15 protein-coding genes are annotated in these 15,020 nt (G+C 66.4%); 5 read left to right on the top strand and 10 right to left on the bottom strand.

Translation table 11 applies throughout. The features are described 5' to 3' along the window. Positions 1–1,119 carry a serine/threonine protein kinase gene (locus MWN34_RS01420; RefSeq protein ID WP_247025843.1) on the top strand — a complete coding sequence of 373 codons (1,119 nt, stop codon included), beginning with the start codon at positions 1–3 and terminating at the stop codon, positions 1,117–1,119. A gap of 16 nt (positions 1,120–1,135) precedes the next feature. Here the strand turns inward: MWN34_RS01420 and MWN34_RS01415 are convergent, their stop codons facing one another. The 5 genes from MWN34_RS01415 to yajC form a co-directional block, all read right to left on the bottom strand. Beyond that, entirely contained in the window at positions 1,136–2,008 is an 873-nt protein-coding gene (locus MWN34_RS01415; protein ID WP_247025842.1) for a phytoene/squalene synthase family protein, read from the bottom strand. Positions 2,009–2,077: 69 nt separating this feature from the next. Then, positions 2,078–2,527, bottom strand: a complete 450-nt coding sequence (locus tag MWN34_RS01410) for an Mth938-like domain-containing protein (protein ID WP_247025841.1) — start codon at positions 2,525–2,527, stop codon at positions 2,078–2,080. A 5-nt stretch (positions 2,528–2,532) separates the two neighbouring features. Beyond that, entirely contained in the window at positions 2,533–3,504 is a 972-nt protein-coding gene (gene secF / locus MWN34_RS01405; RefSeq protein ID WP_247025840.1) for a protein translocase subunit SecF, read from the bottom strand. 14 nt (positions 3,505–3,518) lie between these two features. Continuing rightward, complete coding sequence (gene secD, locus MWN34_RS01400) at positions 3,519–5,117, bottom strand: protein translocase subunit SecD (RefSeq protein WP_247025839.1); 1,599 nt, start codon at positions 5,115–5,117, stop codon at positions 3,519–3,521. 61 nt (positions 5,118–5,178) lie between these two features. Beyond that, on the bottom strand, positions 5,179–5,520 hold the full coding sequence (yajC, locus tag MWN34_RS01395) for a preprotein translocase subunit YajC (RefSeq protein WP_247025838.1): 342 nt from the start codon (positions 5,518–5,520) through the stop codon (positions 5,179–5,181). 423 nt (positions 5,521–5,943) lie between these two features. Between yajC and MWN34_RS01390 the strand changes: the two genes are divergently transcribed. Next, on the top strand, positions 5,944–6,840 hold the full coding sequence (locus tag MWN34_RS01390) for an ATP-binding protein (RefSeq protein WP_247025837.1): 897 nt from the start codon (positions 5,944–5,946) through the stop codon (positions 6,838–6,840). 106 nt (positions 6,841–6,946) lie between these two features. Here MWN34_RS01390 and MWN34_RS01385 read toward each other — a convergent pair whose 3' ends face one another. The 5 genes from MWN34_RS01385 to MWN34_RS01365 form a co-directional block, all read right to left on the bottom strand. After that, positions 6,947–8,251, bottom strand: a complete 1,305-nt coding sequence (locus MWN34_RS01385) for a M23 family metallopeptidase (protein ID WP_247025836.1) — start codon at positions 8,249–8,251, stop codon at positions 6,947–6,949. Between the two features lie 108 nt (positions 8,252–8,359). Beyond that, entirely contained in the window at positions 8,360–9,016 is a 657-nt protein-coding gene (locus tag MWN34_RS01380) for a protein-L-isoaspartate(D-aspartate) O-methyltransferase (protein ID WP_247025835.1), read from the bottom strand. Between the two features lie 794 nt (positions 9,017–9,810). Beyond that, entirely contained in the window at positions 9,811–12,468 is a 2,658-nt protein-coding gene (gene alaS, locus MWN34_RS01375) for an alanine--tRNA ligase (protein ID WP_247025834.1), read from the bottom strand. 149 nt (positions 12,469–12,617) lie between these two features. Continuing rightward, positions 12,618–13,694: a recombinase RecA gene (recA, locus tag MWN34_RS01370; RefSeq protein ID WP_247025833.1), complete on the bottom strand. Its 1,077-nt coding sequence runs from the start codon at positions 13,692–13,694 to the stop codon at positions 12,618–12,620. 15 nt (positions 13,695–13,709) lie between these two features. Then, positions 13,710–14,204 carry a transposase gene (locus tag MWN34_RS01365; RefSeq protein WP_247025832.1) on the bottom strand — a complete coding sequence of 165 codons (495 nt, stop codon included), beginning with the start codon at positions 14,202–14,204 and terminating at the stop codon, positions 13,710–13,712. A gap of 12 nt (positions 14,205–14,216) precedes the next feature. Between MWN34_RS01365 and MWN34_RS01360 the strand changes: the two genes are divergently transcribed. From MWN34_RS01360 to MWN34_RS01350, 3 genes are all read left to right on the top strand, one after another. Continuing rightward, entirely contained in the window at positions 14,217–14,453 is a 237-nt protein-coding gene (locus MWN34_RS01360) for a hypothetical protein (protein WP_247025831.1), read from the top strand. Positions 14,454–14,457: 4 nt separating this feature from the next. After that, positions 14,458–14,640, top strand: coding sequence for a hypothetical protein (locus tag MWN34_RS01355; RefSeq protein WP_247025830.1), 183 nt, complete (start codon positions 14,458–14,460; stop codon positions 14,638–14,640). Between the two features lie 130 nt (positions 14,641–14,770). Continuing rightward, positions 14,771–14,989 carry a TniB family NTP-binding protein gene (locus tag MWN34_RS01350; protein WP_247025829.1) on the top strand — a complete coding sequence of 73 codons (219 nt, stop codon included), beginning with the start codon at positions 14,771–14,773 and terminating at the stop codon, positions 14,987–14,989. Positions 14,990–15,020: the final 31 nt, after the last annotated feature.

The raw sequence follows: 15,020 nt of genomic DNA, 5'->3' as shown, positions 1-15,020 counted from the left end.
ATGCAGAGCCCGCCGCCCACCGGGGCGCCGCTGCGCGGTACCTTCGACATCGACAGCGTGCTGAAGCGCGACATCTTCTCCACCATCGAGCGCGGCACCTGGTACGACAGGGAGGGCCGCGCCATGCCCGCGGTGAGGCGGCGCTACAGCGACGTGGCATGGTGGGTGAAGCCGCTGGCGCGGCACTTCGCAAAGCGCGAGGCGCGGGCTTTGCGTCGGGCCGAGGGGTGCGGCTACACGGTGCCGGTCTATGCGCTGGAGGAAGGCTTCCTCGTGCGCGGCTGGGCCGATGGCGTGCCGCTGCAGATCGCCCGCCCGGTCGGCGAGCGTGCCTTCTTCGCCTCCGCCCGCGCGTCGCTCACGGCGATCCATCGCCGCGGCATCGTGCACAACGACCTCGCCAAGCCGCAGAACTGGCTGCGCCGCCCGGACGGATCGGCGCTGCTGATGGATTTCCAGCTCGCGATCTGCACCAGCGCGGGCGACGAGAGCGGACGGCGCCGCCGGCGCAGCAAGTTCTTCCGCGTCGCAGCCTATGAAGACATCCGGCATTTCCTCAAGCAGAAGAGGAGCTTCTGCCCGGAGGCTCTTACCCTGAGTGAAAAGCGCATCCTCGCCCGCAAGAGCCTCGTCAACCGCATCTGGATGGCCACGGGCAAGAAGATCTATGTCTTCGTCACTCGCAAGCTGCTGAACTATCACGACACCGAAGGCCGCGGCCCACGCGCCATGGAACAGGGTCCGGCCATCGCCATCGCGCTTGCGGGCGCCCCCGGCGTGCGGGAGGCGCATATCGCGGACTTCCCGACGCCGGGTAAATCCTTCGGCCTCTATGCCTTCGTCGAGGCCGAACCCGGCGCGGTGCTCTCGGCCGACGCCCTTCGCGCGCATCTGGCGAGCGCCCTGCCCGGCCAGCTTCCGCCCGAACACATCCAGATCGTCGAGGCCTTGCCGCGCGACGCAAACGGCGTGGTGCGCGACGATCTGGTGCGGCTCGTCGCGCTGAACCAGATCGACCAGCTTGCGCAACTTCCCCAATCCGACGCCGACCGCATGGTGCTGGAACCTATCATCCGGCACCGTCTGAACCTCACCGACCGGGTCCGCCGCGGCATCTGACGCCGCGACGTGAGGATCAGGCGTCCGGCCAGCTATCGGTCGAGGCGGCACGCGACGCACGCCAGAGGCGCCACAACCGCAGCAGTGCCGGCATGGCCGGCACCTCGCGGAACGGATCGTGCGCTTGCTCCATCCGGGCAAGGTCACCCGGCACGAGGGCCAGCGGCAGGAAGGCCGCGCGGGCCTGCGGCGCCACCCCGCCCAGCGCCGCCCGCGCTTCGGCATAGTGCCGGCGGGCGATGTTGCGCAGATCCGCCAGCGCCGCGAGCAGCCCCGTCGTCGGCGTACCGGACACCGCGTCATCACGGCTCGCGCCGTGGTTCTTCAGAAGTTCAAGCGGCACATAGCACTGGCCGCGGCTGGCATGTATGGGGAAGGCGCGCAGCAACCCGGCAATGGCATAGGCGACGCCCGCATGGCCGGCCGCATCGGCCGAGGCGCGGTCCGCCGGTCCGCCAAGGATGAGACAGCCGAGCCGGATGAGGGCGGAGGATGTCTCACCCGCATAACCTTCGAGGTCGCGCACGGTCGGCATCGGGTCATCATAGAGATCGAAGATACGGGCATCGATCAGCGCGAACAGCGCCTCCCGCGGTAGCCGATAAGCCTCGACTGCGGCCAGCAACCCGGCCGCGACCGGATGAGCCATCACATCGCCCCGCGCTTCGCCGATCAACGCATCGCTCCACCATTGCAGGCGCACCTCGCCGGCCAGCGGATTGCTGATCGCCTCGCGCACCCGCGCCACCTCGGCGTTGAAGGCGTGGAGCGCGAACAGCGCATCGCGCCGCTCCGCCGGAGCGAACAGGTCGGCGACATAGCGGTCGCGGTCCAGCAATCGCACGAGGTCGCGGCAATGATCGGCGGGAGACACGGTGTCGGCGGTCATGGTTGGCAGGTGAGGCCGGAACGGGCGACCATCAAGGGGCATTGGGTTAAAGGTTCGATGGGCACGGCCTCAGGCCAGCGCGAGAAGCGCAGCACCGACAGCCCTGCCTTCGGCCAGCAGAACATTATAGGTCGCGGCGGCCGAGCGGGTCGGCATGGCATCCACCCGCACGCCGGCATCGCGAAAGCGCCAGCGCAGTGCCTCCGGGATCGGCCAGGGATCGGGCCCGGTGCCGATGAGCACGAGTTCGAGCCGCCGGGCGTCGGCGAAGACCTGCGCCAGTGCGGCTTCCGTGATGTCGACAGGCAGCCGTGCCGCCCATTCATGGATGCCGGAGGGCAAGGCAAGGATGGAACCGCTGGAGGCCATGCCGGCAAAATGGAAGAACCCGCCGCCATAGCCTTCGATCGGCACCTGCTGGGGCAGATGGCCGGGCGCGTCGGGTGCGCGAGTGTCGGGAGAGCGTGCGCCGGACGGGCCGGCGCCGGGCGGGCGAGACCTGTCCGGGAAACCCGCCATCGTCCTCAGCCCGCCGTCCGCTCCGCCGCGCCGCGCTCGGCCTTGTTCTTCTTCTCCTTCTCGGCCTTCTCTTCCGCCATGCGGGTGTTGACGCCGAGATAGATGAGCAGCGGCGAGGCGATGAAGATGGAGGTGTAGGTGCCGACCAGCACCACGCCGAACATCATCGTCACGGAGAAGGAATGGATCGCCCGGCCGCCGAACAGCACCAGCGACAGCAGCGCCAGGGTGACGGTGACGTGGGTGATGATCGAGCGCGACAGGGTCGCGTTCACCGAGTGGTTGAGCAGCTCGTCGATCGGCATCTTCTTGTAGCGCCGCAGCATTTCGCGGATGCGGTCATAGATGACGATCGTGTCGTTCAGCGAATAGCCGAGGATGGTGAGCAGCGCGGCAACGCTGGTGAGGTCGAAATCGATCTGAAAGATCGACATGAAGCCGATCGTGAGCACGATGTCGTGGAAGTTCGCGATCGAGGCGCCGAGCGCGAACTGCCACTCGAACCGGAACCACAGATAGATCAGGATCGCGATGACCGCGAGCATTAGTCCGATGATGCCGTAGCTGAGCAGCTCCTGCGAGACACGCGGGCCCACCACCTCGACCCGGCGGTATTCCACCTGATCGCCGAGCGTAGCGCGCACCCGACCGACCACGGCCTGCTGGGCCTGCTCGCCGCCCGGTTGCTGGGCGATGCGGATGAGTACCTCGCCGTCGCTGCCGATGGACTGGATCTGCACCTCGCCGAGATTGAGCTCCTCCAGCTTGCCGCGCACATCGGCCATGTTCAGCGTGCCGTTCGGATAGCGCACCTCGAGCAGCGTGCCGCCCTTGAAGTCGATGCCGAAATTCAGCCCGAACACGAGGAACGAAGCCAGCGCCACGATCGACAGGAAGGCCGAGATCGGGAAGCTGATGCGCCGGAAGCGCATGAAGTCGAAATTGGTATCGTCGGGGACGATGCGAAGAAGACGCATGGCGCTCGCCTTTCTCAGATCGGCACGTGCTGGGGACGCTTGGCGCGCACCCACATGGCGACCATGAGCCGGGTCAGGGTGAAGGCGGTGAACACCGTCGTGATGATGCCGATTCCGAAGGTGATGGCGAAGCCGCGCACCGGCCCGGAGCCGATGTAGAACAGCACCGCCGCCGCGATGAAGGTCGTGATGTTGGAATCGAGGATCGTCGCCAGCGCGCGCGAGAAGCCGGCATCGATGGCCGAGATCGCGGAACGGCCGGCACGGGCTTCCTCGCGGATGCGCTCATAGATCAGCACGTTGGAATCGACCGCGATGCCGACCGTAAGCACGATGCCCGCGATGCCCGGCAAGGTCAGCGTGGCGCCGAGCATGGCCAGCACGCCGAGGATCATGCCGACATTGACCGCGACCGCCACCACGGCGATGACGCCGAACAGCCCGTAGGTCGCGATCATGAAGGCCGCCACCAGCACGGCGCCGATCACCGACGCCAGAATGCCGGCGCGGATGGAGTCGGCGCCGAGGCCGGCGCCCACCGTGCGCTCCTCCACCACCTGCAGCGGCACCGGAAGAGCGCCGGCGCGCAGGAGAATGGCGAGATCGTTCGCCTGCTGAACGGTGAAGCTGCCGGAAATCTGGCCCGAACCGCCCATGATCGGCTCGCGGATCACGGGCGCCGAGATCACCTGATTGTCGAGCACGATGGCGAAGGGACGGCCGACATTGGCCTGCGTCGCCTCGGCGAAGCGGCGTGCGCCGGTTCCGTTGAAGCGGAACGTCACCACCGGCTCGCGGGTCTGCGGATCGAAGCTCGGCTGCGCGTCCACCAGATCCTCGCCCGCCACCAGCACCCGCTGCTCGATGAGATAAGGGTGTTTCGGCTCGCCCTGCGAATAGAGCACCTCGGTGCCAGCCGGCGGCCGCGACTGCAGCGCCTGCTCCGGGTTCATGGAGGTATCCACCAGACGGAAGGTGAGCTTCGCGGTCTGACCCAGTAGCGCCTTCAGGCGCGAGGGATCCTGCAGGCCGGGCACCTGCACCTGAATGCGATCCGCGCCCTGGCGTTGGATCGAGGGCTCGGTGGTGCCGAGCTGGTCGATACGCTTGCGGATGATCTCGATGGACTGCGAAACCGCCTGGATGGTGCGGTTCTGCACCCCCGGATCGGTCGGCGTCAGCGTGATGGTGTTGCCGTTCTGGGCGATGTCGGTGTCGGTCTGGCCGCCCTGCGCCATCACCCCGCCGACCGGCTGGGCGAGTGCGCGCAGCTTCTGGAAGGCTCCGGCGGCGTCCTGCCCGTCGCGGATGACGACCTGCACCGCATTGCCCTGTATGGCGAGCCCGCTATAGCCGATGCGGGCATCGCGCAGCGCGGTACGCGCATCGTCGCGCAACTGCTCCAGCCGATTCTTGCGGATGTCGTTCTGGTCGACCTGCAGGACGATGTAGGAACCGCCCTGAAGATCGAGGCCGAGGACGATCTTCCGCTGCAGGGCGTGCGGCAGCTTTTCGAAGGTCGCCTCGGGCAGAAGGCTCGGCACGGCCATCAGGCAGATGATCGCGCATGCTGCAACGATCGCCAGTGCCTTCCATCGCGAAAAATAAAGCATATCGATCTTTCCGGTCGCCCCCGCCGCTCGCGGGTGCGCGGTCGTCAGGCGCGTCGGAAACTCAGGAAGCGGCGTCGTCCTTGGCCGGCTCGCCCTTGGCACGCACATCGGAGATCGCCGAACGGAGCTGACGCACCTTCACGTTGTCGCCGATCTGGATCTCGAGCTCGCTGTCGTCCACCACCCGCGTGACCTTGCCGATCAGGCCGCCATTGGTGACCACCGTGTCGCCGCGGCGCACGTTCTTCACCATTTCCTGGTGCACCTTCACCTTGCGCTGCTGCGGGCGCAGGATGAGGAAATACATGATCACGAAGATCAGCACGAAGGGCAGCAGCGACATCAGCATGTCGGAGCCGCCCGGCGAACCGGCGGCCTGCGCGAAGGCGGGCGTGATGAACATAGACGTTCCTTGTCCGTCGAAATCTCAAAGAGCGCGGGCGGCGGGCGAGCCTGCCACCCGGCGCAAGCGGCGCGGACTATACTTGCGCGCCCGCCGATTGCAACGCCGTCACGGCGCCGCGCACCATCTCGTTACGGGAGGCCGCGCACAAGGCACCGGACATGACAGCGCATGCGGCCGATCGCCCTCGCGAACGAGCATGATTTTGCCCACACGGCCGCCCCGCCCGGATGCCGCCCTCGCCCCCGCACGCGCCGGCGGCGAGGGAGAATCGTGTGCACCGGGGAGCCACAGGAATTTGTGGCATCGCCCCTTTGCAAAACCGTAACGTCGGTTACTCTCTGCTCGACCGTAACGTCCGGTACTCCGCCATGCGCCCTCGCTCTTGGCAACCGGGCGATGAGGAGCGTTGAGAGAAAAGCCATGTCCGCCGCCCGCCCTGAAGACTCCGATGTCACCGCCCTGCTGGTCCGCATCGCCGATGCGCTCGACCGCCTCGCGCCGTCGCGCACACCGAAAGCCGATTTCGATGCCGCAGACGCCTTCGTCTGGAATGCCGCCGAGCGCCGGCTGGAGCCGGTGCCGAAGGTCAATCGCGTCGAGATGCGGCTGTTGCAGGGCATCGAGCGTACCCGCGACCAGTTGCTGGACAACACATCGCGCTTCGCCCGCGGCCTGCCGGCCAACAACGCCCTGCTGTGGGGAGCGCGCGGCATGGGCAAGAGCTCGCTGGTGAAGGCCTCCCATGCCACCGTCAATCACGAGATGGCGGCCGGCGGTGCCCGCCCTCTGAAGCTGGTCGAGATCCATCGCGAAGACATCGAGAGCCTGCCGCTCCTGATGAGCCTGATGCGCGCGGCGCCCTATCGCTTCATCGTGTTCTGCGACGACCTGTCCTTCGACAATGACGACACCTCCTACAAGTCGCTGAAGGCGGTGCTGGAGGGCGGCATCGAGGGCCGGCCGGAAAACGTCATCTTCTACGCCACTTCGAACCGTCGCCATCTGCTGCCGCGCGACATGATGGAGAATGAGCGCTCGACCGCCATCAATCCCGGCGAGGCAGTGGAAGAGAAGGTCTCGCTGTCGGATCGCTTCGGCCTGTGGCTCGGCTTCCACAAATGCAGCCAGGACGACTACCTCGCCATGGTGCACGGCTACGTGGCTCACTTCGCTATTCCCGCCGATGAAGAGACAATGCGCAGCGAGGCGCTGGAATGGGCCACCACGCGCGGCTCACGTTCCGGCCGCACCGCCTTCCAATATGTGCAGGACCTCGCCGGCCGGCTTGGCGTACCGCTGACGGACGGCGCGCATTAGTCTGCGCGGGCCAACAGTCTGCGCGTGCCAACGGAAACGGGAAAACGAAAACGGGCAGGCCGGCGGCCTGCCCGTTTCTCTTTGACCGTCCCTCAGGGGTTGAGGGTCACAGACCGGCAAGGTGCTGCGAAGGATCGACCGGCTGCGAACCCTTGCGGATCTCGAAATGAACCTGAGGCGTCGTCACCGAGCCGGTCTGGCCGGCCTTCGCGATGACTTGACCGCGCTTCACGGTCTGACCCTTCTTCACGTCGATTTCGCTGTTGTGGGCGTAAGCCGTGACATAGCCGTTCGCGTGCTTGATGAGCACGAGGTTGCCGTAACCCTTCAGCTCGTTGCCGGCATAGGCCACCACACCGTCCTCGGCCGCCTTGACCGAGGTGCCTTCCGGCACCGAGACGTTGATGCCCTCGTTCTGCTGACCGCCCGGCTTGGGCCCGAAGCCCGAGATCACGCGACCACGCACCGGCCAGCGGAACTGCAGGCCGTCATTGGGATCGCGCACATCGTCGACCGGAGCGGCCGGCTGCACGGCGGCGATGGTCTCGACCTTGGTAGGCTGCGCGGCGGCGACCTTCGCCGGAGCGGGCTGGGCGGCAGGCACGGGCGCCGCCGCGACGACCGGGGCCGTCTTGGCAACCGGCGCCGGCTTCATCGGGGCCGGGGCAGCGGGGGGCAGCGCGGCGAGCTGGGCGGGATGGGGCGCGGCTGCTACCGGTGTGCGCGCGGCGACATTGGCTCCGCCCGCGCCCGGGATTACGATGCGCTGGCCGATGATAAGCGAGGATTCCGGCTGCAAGCCGTTGGCCGCGGCGACCTGTGCACGCGACACGCCATACATCCGCGCTACCGAGGATAGCGTCTCGCCGGGCGCCACCGTATGGCTCGGACCGGCGGCGGAAGACACCGCCTGCCGCACGGGCGCGGGTGCCGCAGCGACGGCGGCCGGGGCGACCGCCTGCGGGCGAGCGGCAAGGCTGGGCTGCGGCGCCGGGCGCGGCTGGACGGCCGCGGGATAGGAAGCGGTTGCCGGATAGGAGGGAGCAGCGGGAGCCGGGTAGGCGCTGGCGGGTGCGTAGGGCGCGGGGGTGGGACCGAGGGAAGCGGTCTGGTAGGGCGCCGGCGCAGGGGCAGGCGCCGCCGATGTCTGGTAGCCGGACGGATAGGACGGGGCCGGATAGCCGCCCTGCGGACCTGCCAGAGGCGCGCGCTGGACAGCCGAACTCGGCGCGGCGGCTGCGACCGAGCCGGTATAGGCCGGACCGGGGCTATTGCCGGCGAAGGGATTGGTATTCGGATCCGTGAACCGGCCCGAATCCGCGCTGCATGCGGCTGCGGAACCCGCAATGAGTGCGATGACCGTCAGCCGAGAAAGATGACCCCAATCCGAGCTCTTCGAATAGCAACCCATCGCACCCACCACGCTTAAACACATGCGAATTAAGGGGCCGTATAGGTAAACGTCGGATTAAGCAGTCGGATGTGTGGATAACGTTCCGCCTTCCACGTGCTTAAAATGTCACAGCACTGTGGCGATGCCGGACAGCAGCGGAACGAAGCGGACGGGCAGCACTTCGCGCGCCTTCATCCCCTCCGGCATCCGCTCGTAGCGCATCAGCATCTGCGGGCCCTCCTGCGGGCCGACGGGCGCCACCAGCACCCCGCCGGGCAGCAATTGCTCGAACAGCGCCGGCGGCACCTCGGGCGCCGCGGCGGTGACGATGATGCGGTCGAACGGCGCACGCGGCGGATAACCGAGGCGGCCATCCGCGACCCGCACCTCGACATTTTCCAGCCCAAGTGACTTCAGCCGGTCCGCCGCCGTGCGGGCCAACGCGCGAAACCGCTCCACCGACACGACCCGGCCTGCCAGATGCCCGAGGATTGCCGCGTGATAGCCGCTGCCGGTCCCCACTTCCAGCACGCTGTGATGGGACGCCAGATCGAGCATTTGCGTCATGAGGGCGACAACCGCGGGCTGGCTGATGGTCTGCCCGCATGCAATGGGTAGGGCCTGATCCGCGAAGGCGATGTCGAGAAAGTCCTCGTCCACGAACAGGTCCCGCGGCACCTGCTCGAAGACGCGCATCAGATGCGGATCGCGGATGCCGCGACGGCGCACCGAGAGGAGCAGCGCGGCACGGCGGACATCCGCCTCTGTCTTGGAAGAAGCCACGACCGGCCATCCGTCTGTTCGAAGGAAGATGATGGAGCGGACGACGCATGATGCGCCTTGCACCACCGAGCATTAGCGCGGAACCGCGCGCAGGCCCAGCGGTGCACGACCGCTTCATGAAGGTTCATACAGAGCGCCATGGGCTCGGGAACGGGCTCGAACGGGGTTCATCCAGCACGAAACGAAATGCGGCATCCCTCGACGGCTCGCCACGGCCTGCGATGCGAACGTTTACGCCCGCCCCATCGCGCCATCGCCACGGATGGGCACCCCATCGTCGCCCTCCTGCCTGCCTATCCCTCGAATCCCCGCCCTCCCTTCCGGTCCGGGGAGCGTCGAACAGGACGGCATCGACCATCCCCGGCCGCCTCGAACCGCCTCGCCGTTTCGGGCGAAACGTCGCGCCAGGCGCGTTCGCCAGCAGGAGCACATAGGTGCCGCTGCCGGGAATGCCCCCGCGCAATGCGGATCCCACGACCACCGAACACCATGCCCCCGCACCCCTCCGGCAAGCAGCCGGCGCGCCAACTCAGGGCACCACGACGCCAAGTCAGAAAAGAACCACGCCACTTCGGGCAACGCCTCAACAGTGACCGAAGCGCGCACCTCTCTGCGCCTTCGCGTCTCCGCACCGCGAAGGCCCGGCTTCCACGATCATGCAATGTCTTCTCCGCGCCGGTCAGCCGACGTCACCCATGGCGTTCGCGCGGCCGTCCACAGACAACCGGCCCTCATCCCGGCCTGCGCCCCGCGACGCCGGCGGCGCGGCCGCCAAGCGGGGCATCCGGCATTCGTCAGCTGGCCAGCGCCTGCTGGATCGCGACAAGGGCATCCGCTGCCCGCGCTCCATCGGGACCACCAGCCTGTGCCATGTCCGGACGACCGCCGCCGCCCTTGCCACCCAGCGCTTCTGCGCCGCGCCGCACCAGCGCAACGGCGTCATAGCGCCCGGTCAGGTCTTCCGTCACGCCCACGACGATCGCGCCCTTGCCATCGGCTGCGGTATTGGCAACCGCGACCACTCCCGAACCGATGCGCTTCTTGGCCTCGTCTGCGATCGGCTTGAGGTCCTTGGCGTCGATGCCGCTGACCGCGATCGGCAGATAATTGACGTCGTTGACCACAAGGATCTCCGGGCCGGCATTGGAGCCGGCCCCGCCGCCGAGCGCGAGCTGCCGCTTCGCATCGGACAACTCCTTCTCCAGCCGGCGCCGTTCCTCGACGAGTTGCGCGACCCGCGTCTCGACCTCGCCGACCGGCACCCGCAGCGCGGCTGCCGCCGCGTCCAGCGAACGGCTGGCCGTGTTGAGATGATGGCGGGCGGCATCGCCAGTCATCGCCTCAAGGCGGCGGACACCAGCCGCCACGGCACTTTCCGCCAGCACCGTCACCAGCCCGATGTCGCCGGTGCGCGCAACATGGGTGCCGCCGCACAGCTCCACCGAATAGGGCGCCCCATTGCCGGGGTCGGTGCCCATCGACACCACCCGGACCTCATCGCCATATTTCTCGCCGAACAGCGCCCGAGCGCCGGATTCGATCGCGTCGTCGACCCCCATCAAACGGGTTTCGACCGGCTCGTTGCGCAGCACCATGCGGTTGGCGAGATCCTCGACCGCACGCAGCTCAGCATCCTCGACCGGTTTCGGATGGCTGAAATCGAAACGCAGACGATCGGGCGCGACCATCGACCCCTTCTGGGCGACATGATCGCCGAGAACCCGGCGCAGCGCCTCGTGAAGCAGATGCGTCGCCGAATGGTTCGCGCGGATCGCGCCACGGCGAGCGTGATCGACCTCCAGCACGACGGCCGTGCCGATGGCAAGCCGACCTTTTTCGACTTCGACTTCGTGCACGAAGACATCGCCGAGCTTCTTCTGCGTATCGATGACCCGGACGCTGAGCCCGTCCTCACCGCTCATTCGGCCCGTGTCGCCGAGTTGGCCGCCGGATTCCCCGTAGAAGGGCGTCTGGTTCAGCACCACAAGACCCCGGCCGCCGGGCAGAATCTCATCGACGCGGGCGCCATTCGCCACCAGCGCGGTGACCGCCCCCTCCGCGCTCTCGGTGCCATAGCCGAGGAATTCGGTAGCGCCGACATCCTCGCGCAGGCCGAACCACACCGTGTCCGTCGCCGCCTCGCCCGAACCGGCCCACGAGGCCCGGGCATCCGCGCGCTGGCGTTCCATGGCGGCGTCGAAGGCCACCCGGTCGACCTCGACGCCGCGGGCGCGCAGCGCATCCTCGGTGAGGTCGAGCGGGAAACCATAGGTATCGTAGAGTTTGAAGGCGGTGTCGCCGGAGAACTTGCTACCCGCGCCAAGCCCTTCGCTCTCGGTCTCGAGAATCGAAAGTCCGCGCTCGAGCGTCTTGCGGAACCGGGTTTCCTCCAGGCGCAGCGTCTCGGTGACGAGCGACTCGGCCCGCACGATCTCGGGATAGGCCCGGCCCATCTCGCGCACCAGCACGGGCACAAGGCGGTACATCAGCGGATCCTTGGCACCGAGGAGTTGCGCGTGGCGCATGGCGCGGCGCATGATGCGGCGCAGGACATAGCCGCGCCCCTCATTGGAGGGCAGCACACCGTCCGCGACCAGGAAGGTCGAGGCGCGCAGATGGTCGGCGATCACGCGATGGCTGGCCTTGCGAGGGCCGTCTGCATCAACATTGGTGAGGTCGGCGACCGCTCCGGTCAGTGCCCGCATCAGGTCGATGTCGTAATTGTCGTGAACGCCCTGCAGCACCGCCGAGATGCGCTCGAGCCCCATGCCGGTGTCGATCGACGGGCGCGGCAGTGCCACGCGCTCGCCGCCCGGCAGTTGCTCGAACTGCATGAAGACGAGGTTCCAGATCTCGATGAACCGGTCGCCATCGGCGTCCGGCGAGCCGGGCGGGCCGCCGGGAATGTGCGAGCCGTGGTCGTAGAAGATCTCGGAACACGGACCGCACGGCCCCGTATCGCCCATCTGCCAGAAATTGTCCGACGTCGCGATGCGGATGATCTTCTCTTCCGGCAGCCCGGCGATCTTGCGCCAGAGAGCGAAGGCCTCGTCATCCTCATGGTAGACGGTGACGCACAGTCTATCGACGGGAAGCTCGAACTCGCGGGTAATCAGGTTCCAGGCGAACGCGATCGCGTCTTCCTTGAAATAGTCGCCGAAGGAGAAGTTGCCAAGCATCTCGAAGAGGGTGTGATGCCGCGCGGTGTAGCCGACATTATCGAGATCATTGTGCTTTCCGCCGGCCCGGACGCATTTCTGCGACGTTGCTGCACGCGAATAGGGACGCTTCTCGATGCCGGTGAAGACGTTCTTGAACTGCACCATGCCGGCATTGGTGAACATCAGCGTGGGGTCGTTCCGCGGCACCAGCGGAGAAGAGTCCACGACCTGATGACCGTGCCGGGCAAAATAATCGAGGAAGGTCGATCTGATCTCGTTGACGCCGCTCATTCTCGGACCGCGATTTGACTTGGACGACCGGCACTGATGCCGTCGGCCCGCGCAGGGGCGCGGGCTCCCGGTTCTACCGAGGGGCCCCTAGCTTGTCCAGAAAGGCGCAACCGGGGGATCCGCCTCCCCGTTCGCTCCGCCCGTTCCGATCATTCGGACTCGGCCTCGCCCTCGTCCGGGGTGCCGGCGAGGATCTGCTCGGCGATGAGGCCGGCATTCTGGCGGATGGTCGCCTCGATGCGGTTGGCGACGTCCGGGTTCTGGCGCAGGAAACCCTTGGCATTCTCCCGGCCCTGACCGAGACGCTGGCTGTCATAGGAGAACCAGGCACCGGATTTATCCACCACGCCGGCCTTGATGCCGAGGTCGATGAGCTCGCCCATCTTGGAGACGCCCTCGCCATACATGATGTCGAACTCGACCTGCTTGAAAGGCGGGGCCAGCTTGTTCTTCACCACCTTCACGCGCGTCTGGTTGCCCACGACCTCGTCGCGCTCCTTGATCGCGCCGATGCGGCGGATGTCGAGGCGCACGGAGGCATAGAACTTCAGCGCGTTGCCGCCGGTGGTGGTTTCCGGGCTGCCATACATCACCCCGATCTTCATGCGGATCTGGTTGATGAAGATGACCATGGTGTTGGAGCGGTTAATCGAGGCGGTGAGCTTGCGCAGCGCCTGGCTCATCAGGCGCGCCTGCATGCCGGGCTGGTTGTCGCCCATCTCGCCGTCGAGTTCGGCCCGCGGGGTCAGCGCTGCCACCGAATCGACGACAAGCACGTCGACCGCGCCGGAGCGCACCAGCGTGTCGGCGATCTCCAGAGCCTGCTCGCCGGCATCCGGCTGCGAGATCAGGAGATTGTCGAGATCGACACCCAGCTTGCGGGCATAGATCGGGTCGAGGGCATGCTCGGCGTCGATGAAGGCGCAGATGCCGCCCTTCTTCTGCGCCTCGGCGACAGTGTGGAGCGCGAGCGTGGTCTTACCCGAGGATTCCGGCCCGAAGATCTCGACGATACGCCCGCGCGGCAGGCCGCCAATGCCAAGCGCAATGTCGAGCCCGAGCGACCCGGTGGAGACCGTCTCGATCTCCATCACCTTGTCGTTCTTGCCGAGCCGCATGATCGAGCCCTTGCCGAAATGGCGCTCGATCTGTGAAAGCGCGGCGTCCAGCGCCTTGGCCTTGTCCATGGAAGATCCTTCGACGAGTCGCAATGTCGCTTGAGTCATTGCCGGGCTCCGCAATCAGCGCAAGGGTTCGGGGGAAAACAATGGAGATTTTGTACCCTTTTCGTTCGATGTTCGCAATATGTTCTTGCACGCATCGCCCTGGGCGGTCTGGACGGATCTAACCAAGATGTAGCCGGCGGCGAGAGCGACAATAGATGCGAAGTTCCGCTTCGTCTTCTCGCAGCATGGAGCGACACGTTTGAAGCGCTTTGGCTTTCCGACGGCCTGCCCTATGTGTGCGCGGCTCTGGTAGATAGTCTCCGCGAAGAAGCCGGGCTTGCCCTTCTCGTTGGTTTTTCGGGGAATGACGGGAATGATGCCGCGTGACCGCGCCGCTTTCCAGTTGGCCCTCCCGGCATAGCCCGTGTCGGCAACGGCTGCCCTCGGATCGGCGTCTGGGCCGAGGTCGAGCAAGATGGTGAAGCGCGGTGCGTCGCCCGTCTCGCCGCCGGTGAAATCGAAAGCGATCGGATGGCCGTCGAAGTCCGCCTTCAGGTGGATCTTGGCCATGGATCAGACGAGATGCGGCCGCGGAACCCTACAAACTATGCCCGTCTCCGCAAGCTGCCGCCCCAACGCGCGGTAGCGCTGGACAGCTTGCCGGACGCCGCCTTCCGGGTGCCTCGCGCCTTCATCGAAGCGGAGAAGGTCTTCCGCAAGGTCGCCGTCTCCCGGAAGGACCGCAAGGCTCATGAGGACACCGAGCGGCCGCGCATCGCCCGCACGCTCGACGGGCTGAGCCCATGCAGATCGTGGTGAGCGCGTGCACCATATCGAAATCGTCATACGGCGTGAGGACGGCTCGGAAGCGTGGCCAAAGGCCATTGCGTGGCTCGACATGGCGACGAAGCGCATCCGCATGGACCTCGTCCTGCTCGACAACCGCAAGGGCGTGCGCAACGCCGATATGCGCAGTCGAATATGCACGCCGTCTATATCAGCCTGAAGGACGCCCAGATATCGACCTAGCGGGCCGAGATACGTACCATGTTGCATCAGCAGGATGAATATATTTTCGATTAGGAAAGAACATACGCGATCGAACGGCGGCTTTACGTTACGACTATTTTCAGAACATGCTCATCTTCGATGAGGCGCAAATACTGAAGCTGGACATTCTCCGAGTGCTTCTCAAATTGAGCGTTTTCGAACGGGGTGACGGTCAGGTCGTCTTCGTTTTCTGTGGCAACAACGAGCTGCTGAAGCCTAGACGGGTGAGCGAGGATACCTTCGCCCAGATCGACCGACGGGTGCAATTCCGCAAGGATCTCCGGCGCATCACCTATGAAGATTGAGGATGCGAGATGAACGTTTCATCAAATAAGC

The sequence above is a fragment of the Ancylobacter crimeensis genome (assembly GCF_023016805.1).
In the GTDB taxonomy this organism is placed as follows: Bacteria; Pseudomonadota; Alphaproteobacteria; order Rhizobiales; family Xanthobacteraceae; genus Ancylobacter; species Ancylobacter crimeensis.
The sequence above is the reverse complement of the archived record's forward strand: the minus strand, read 5'-3'. Positions and strand labels throughout refer to the sequence as shown.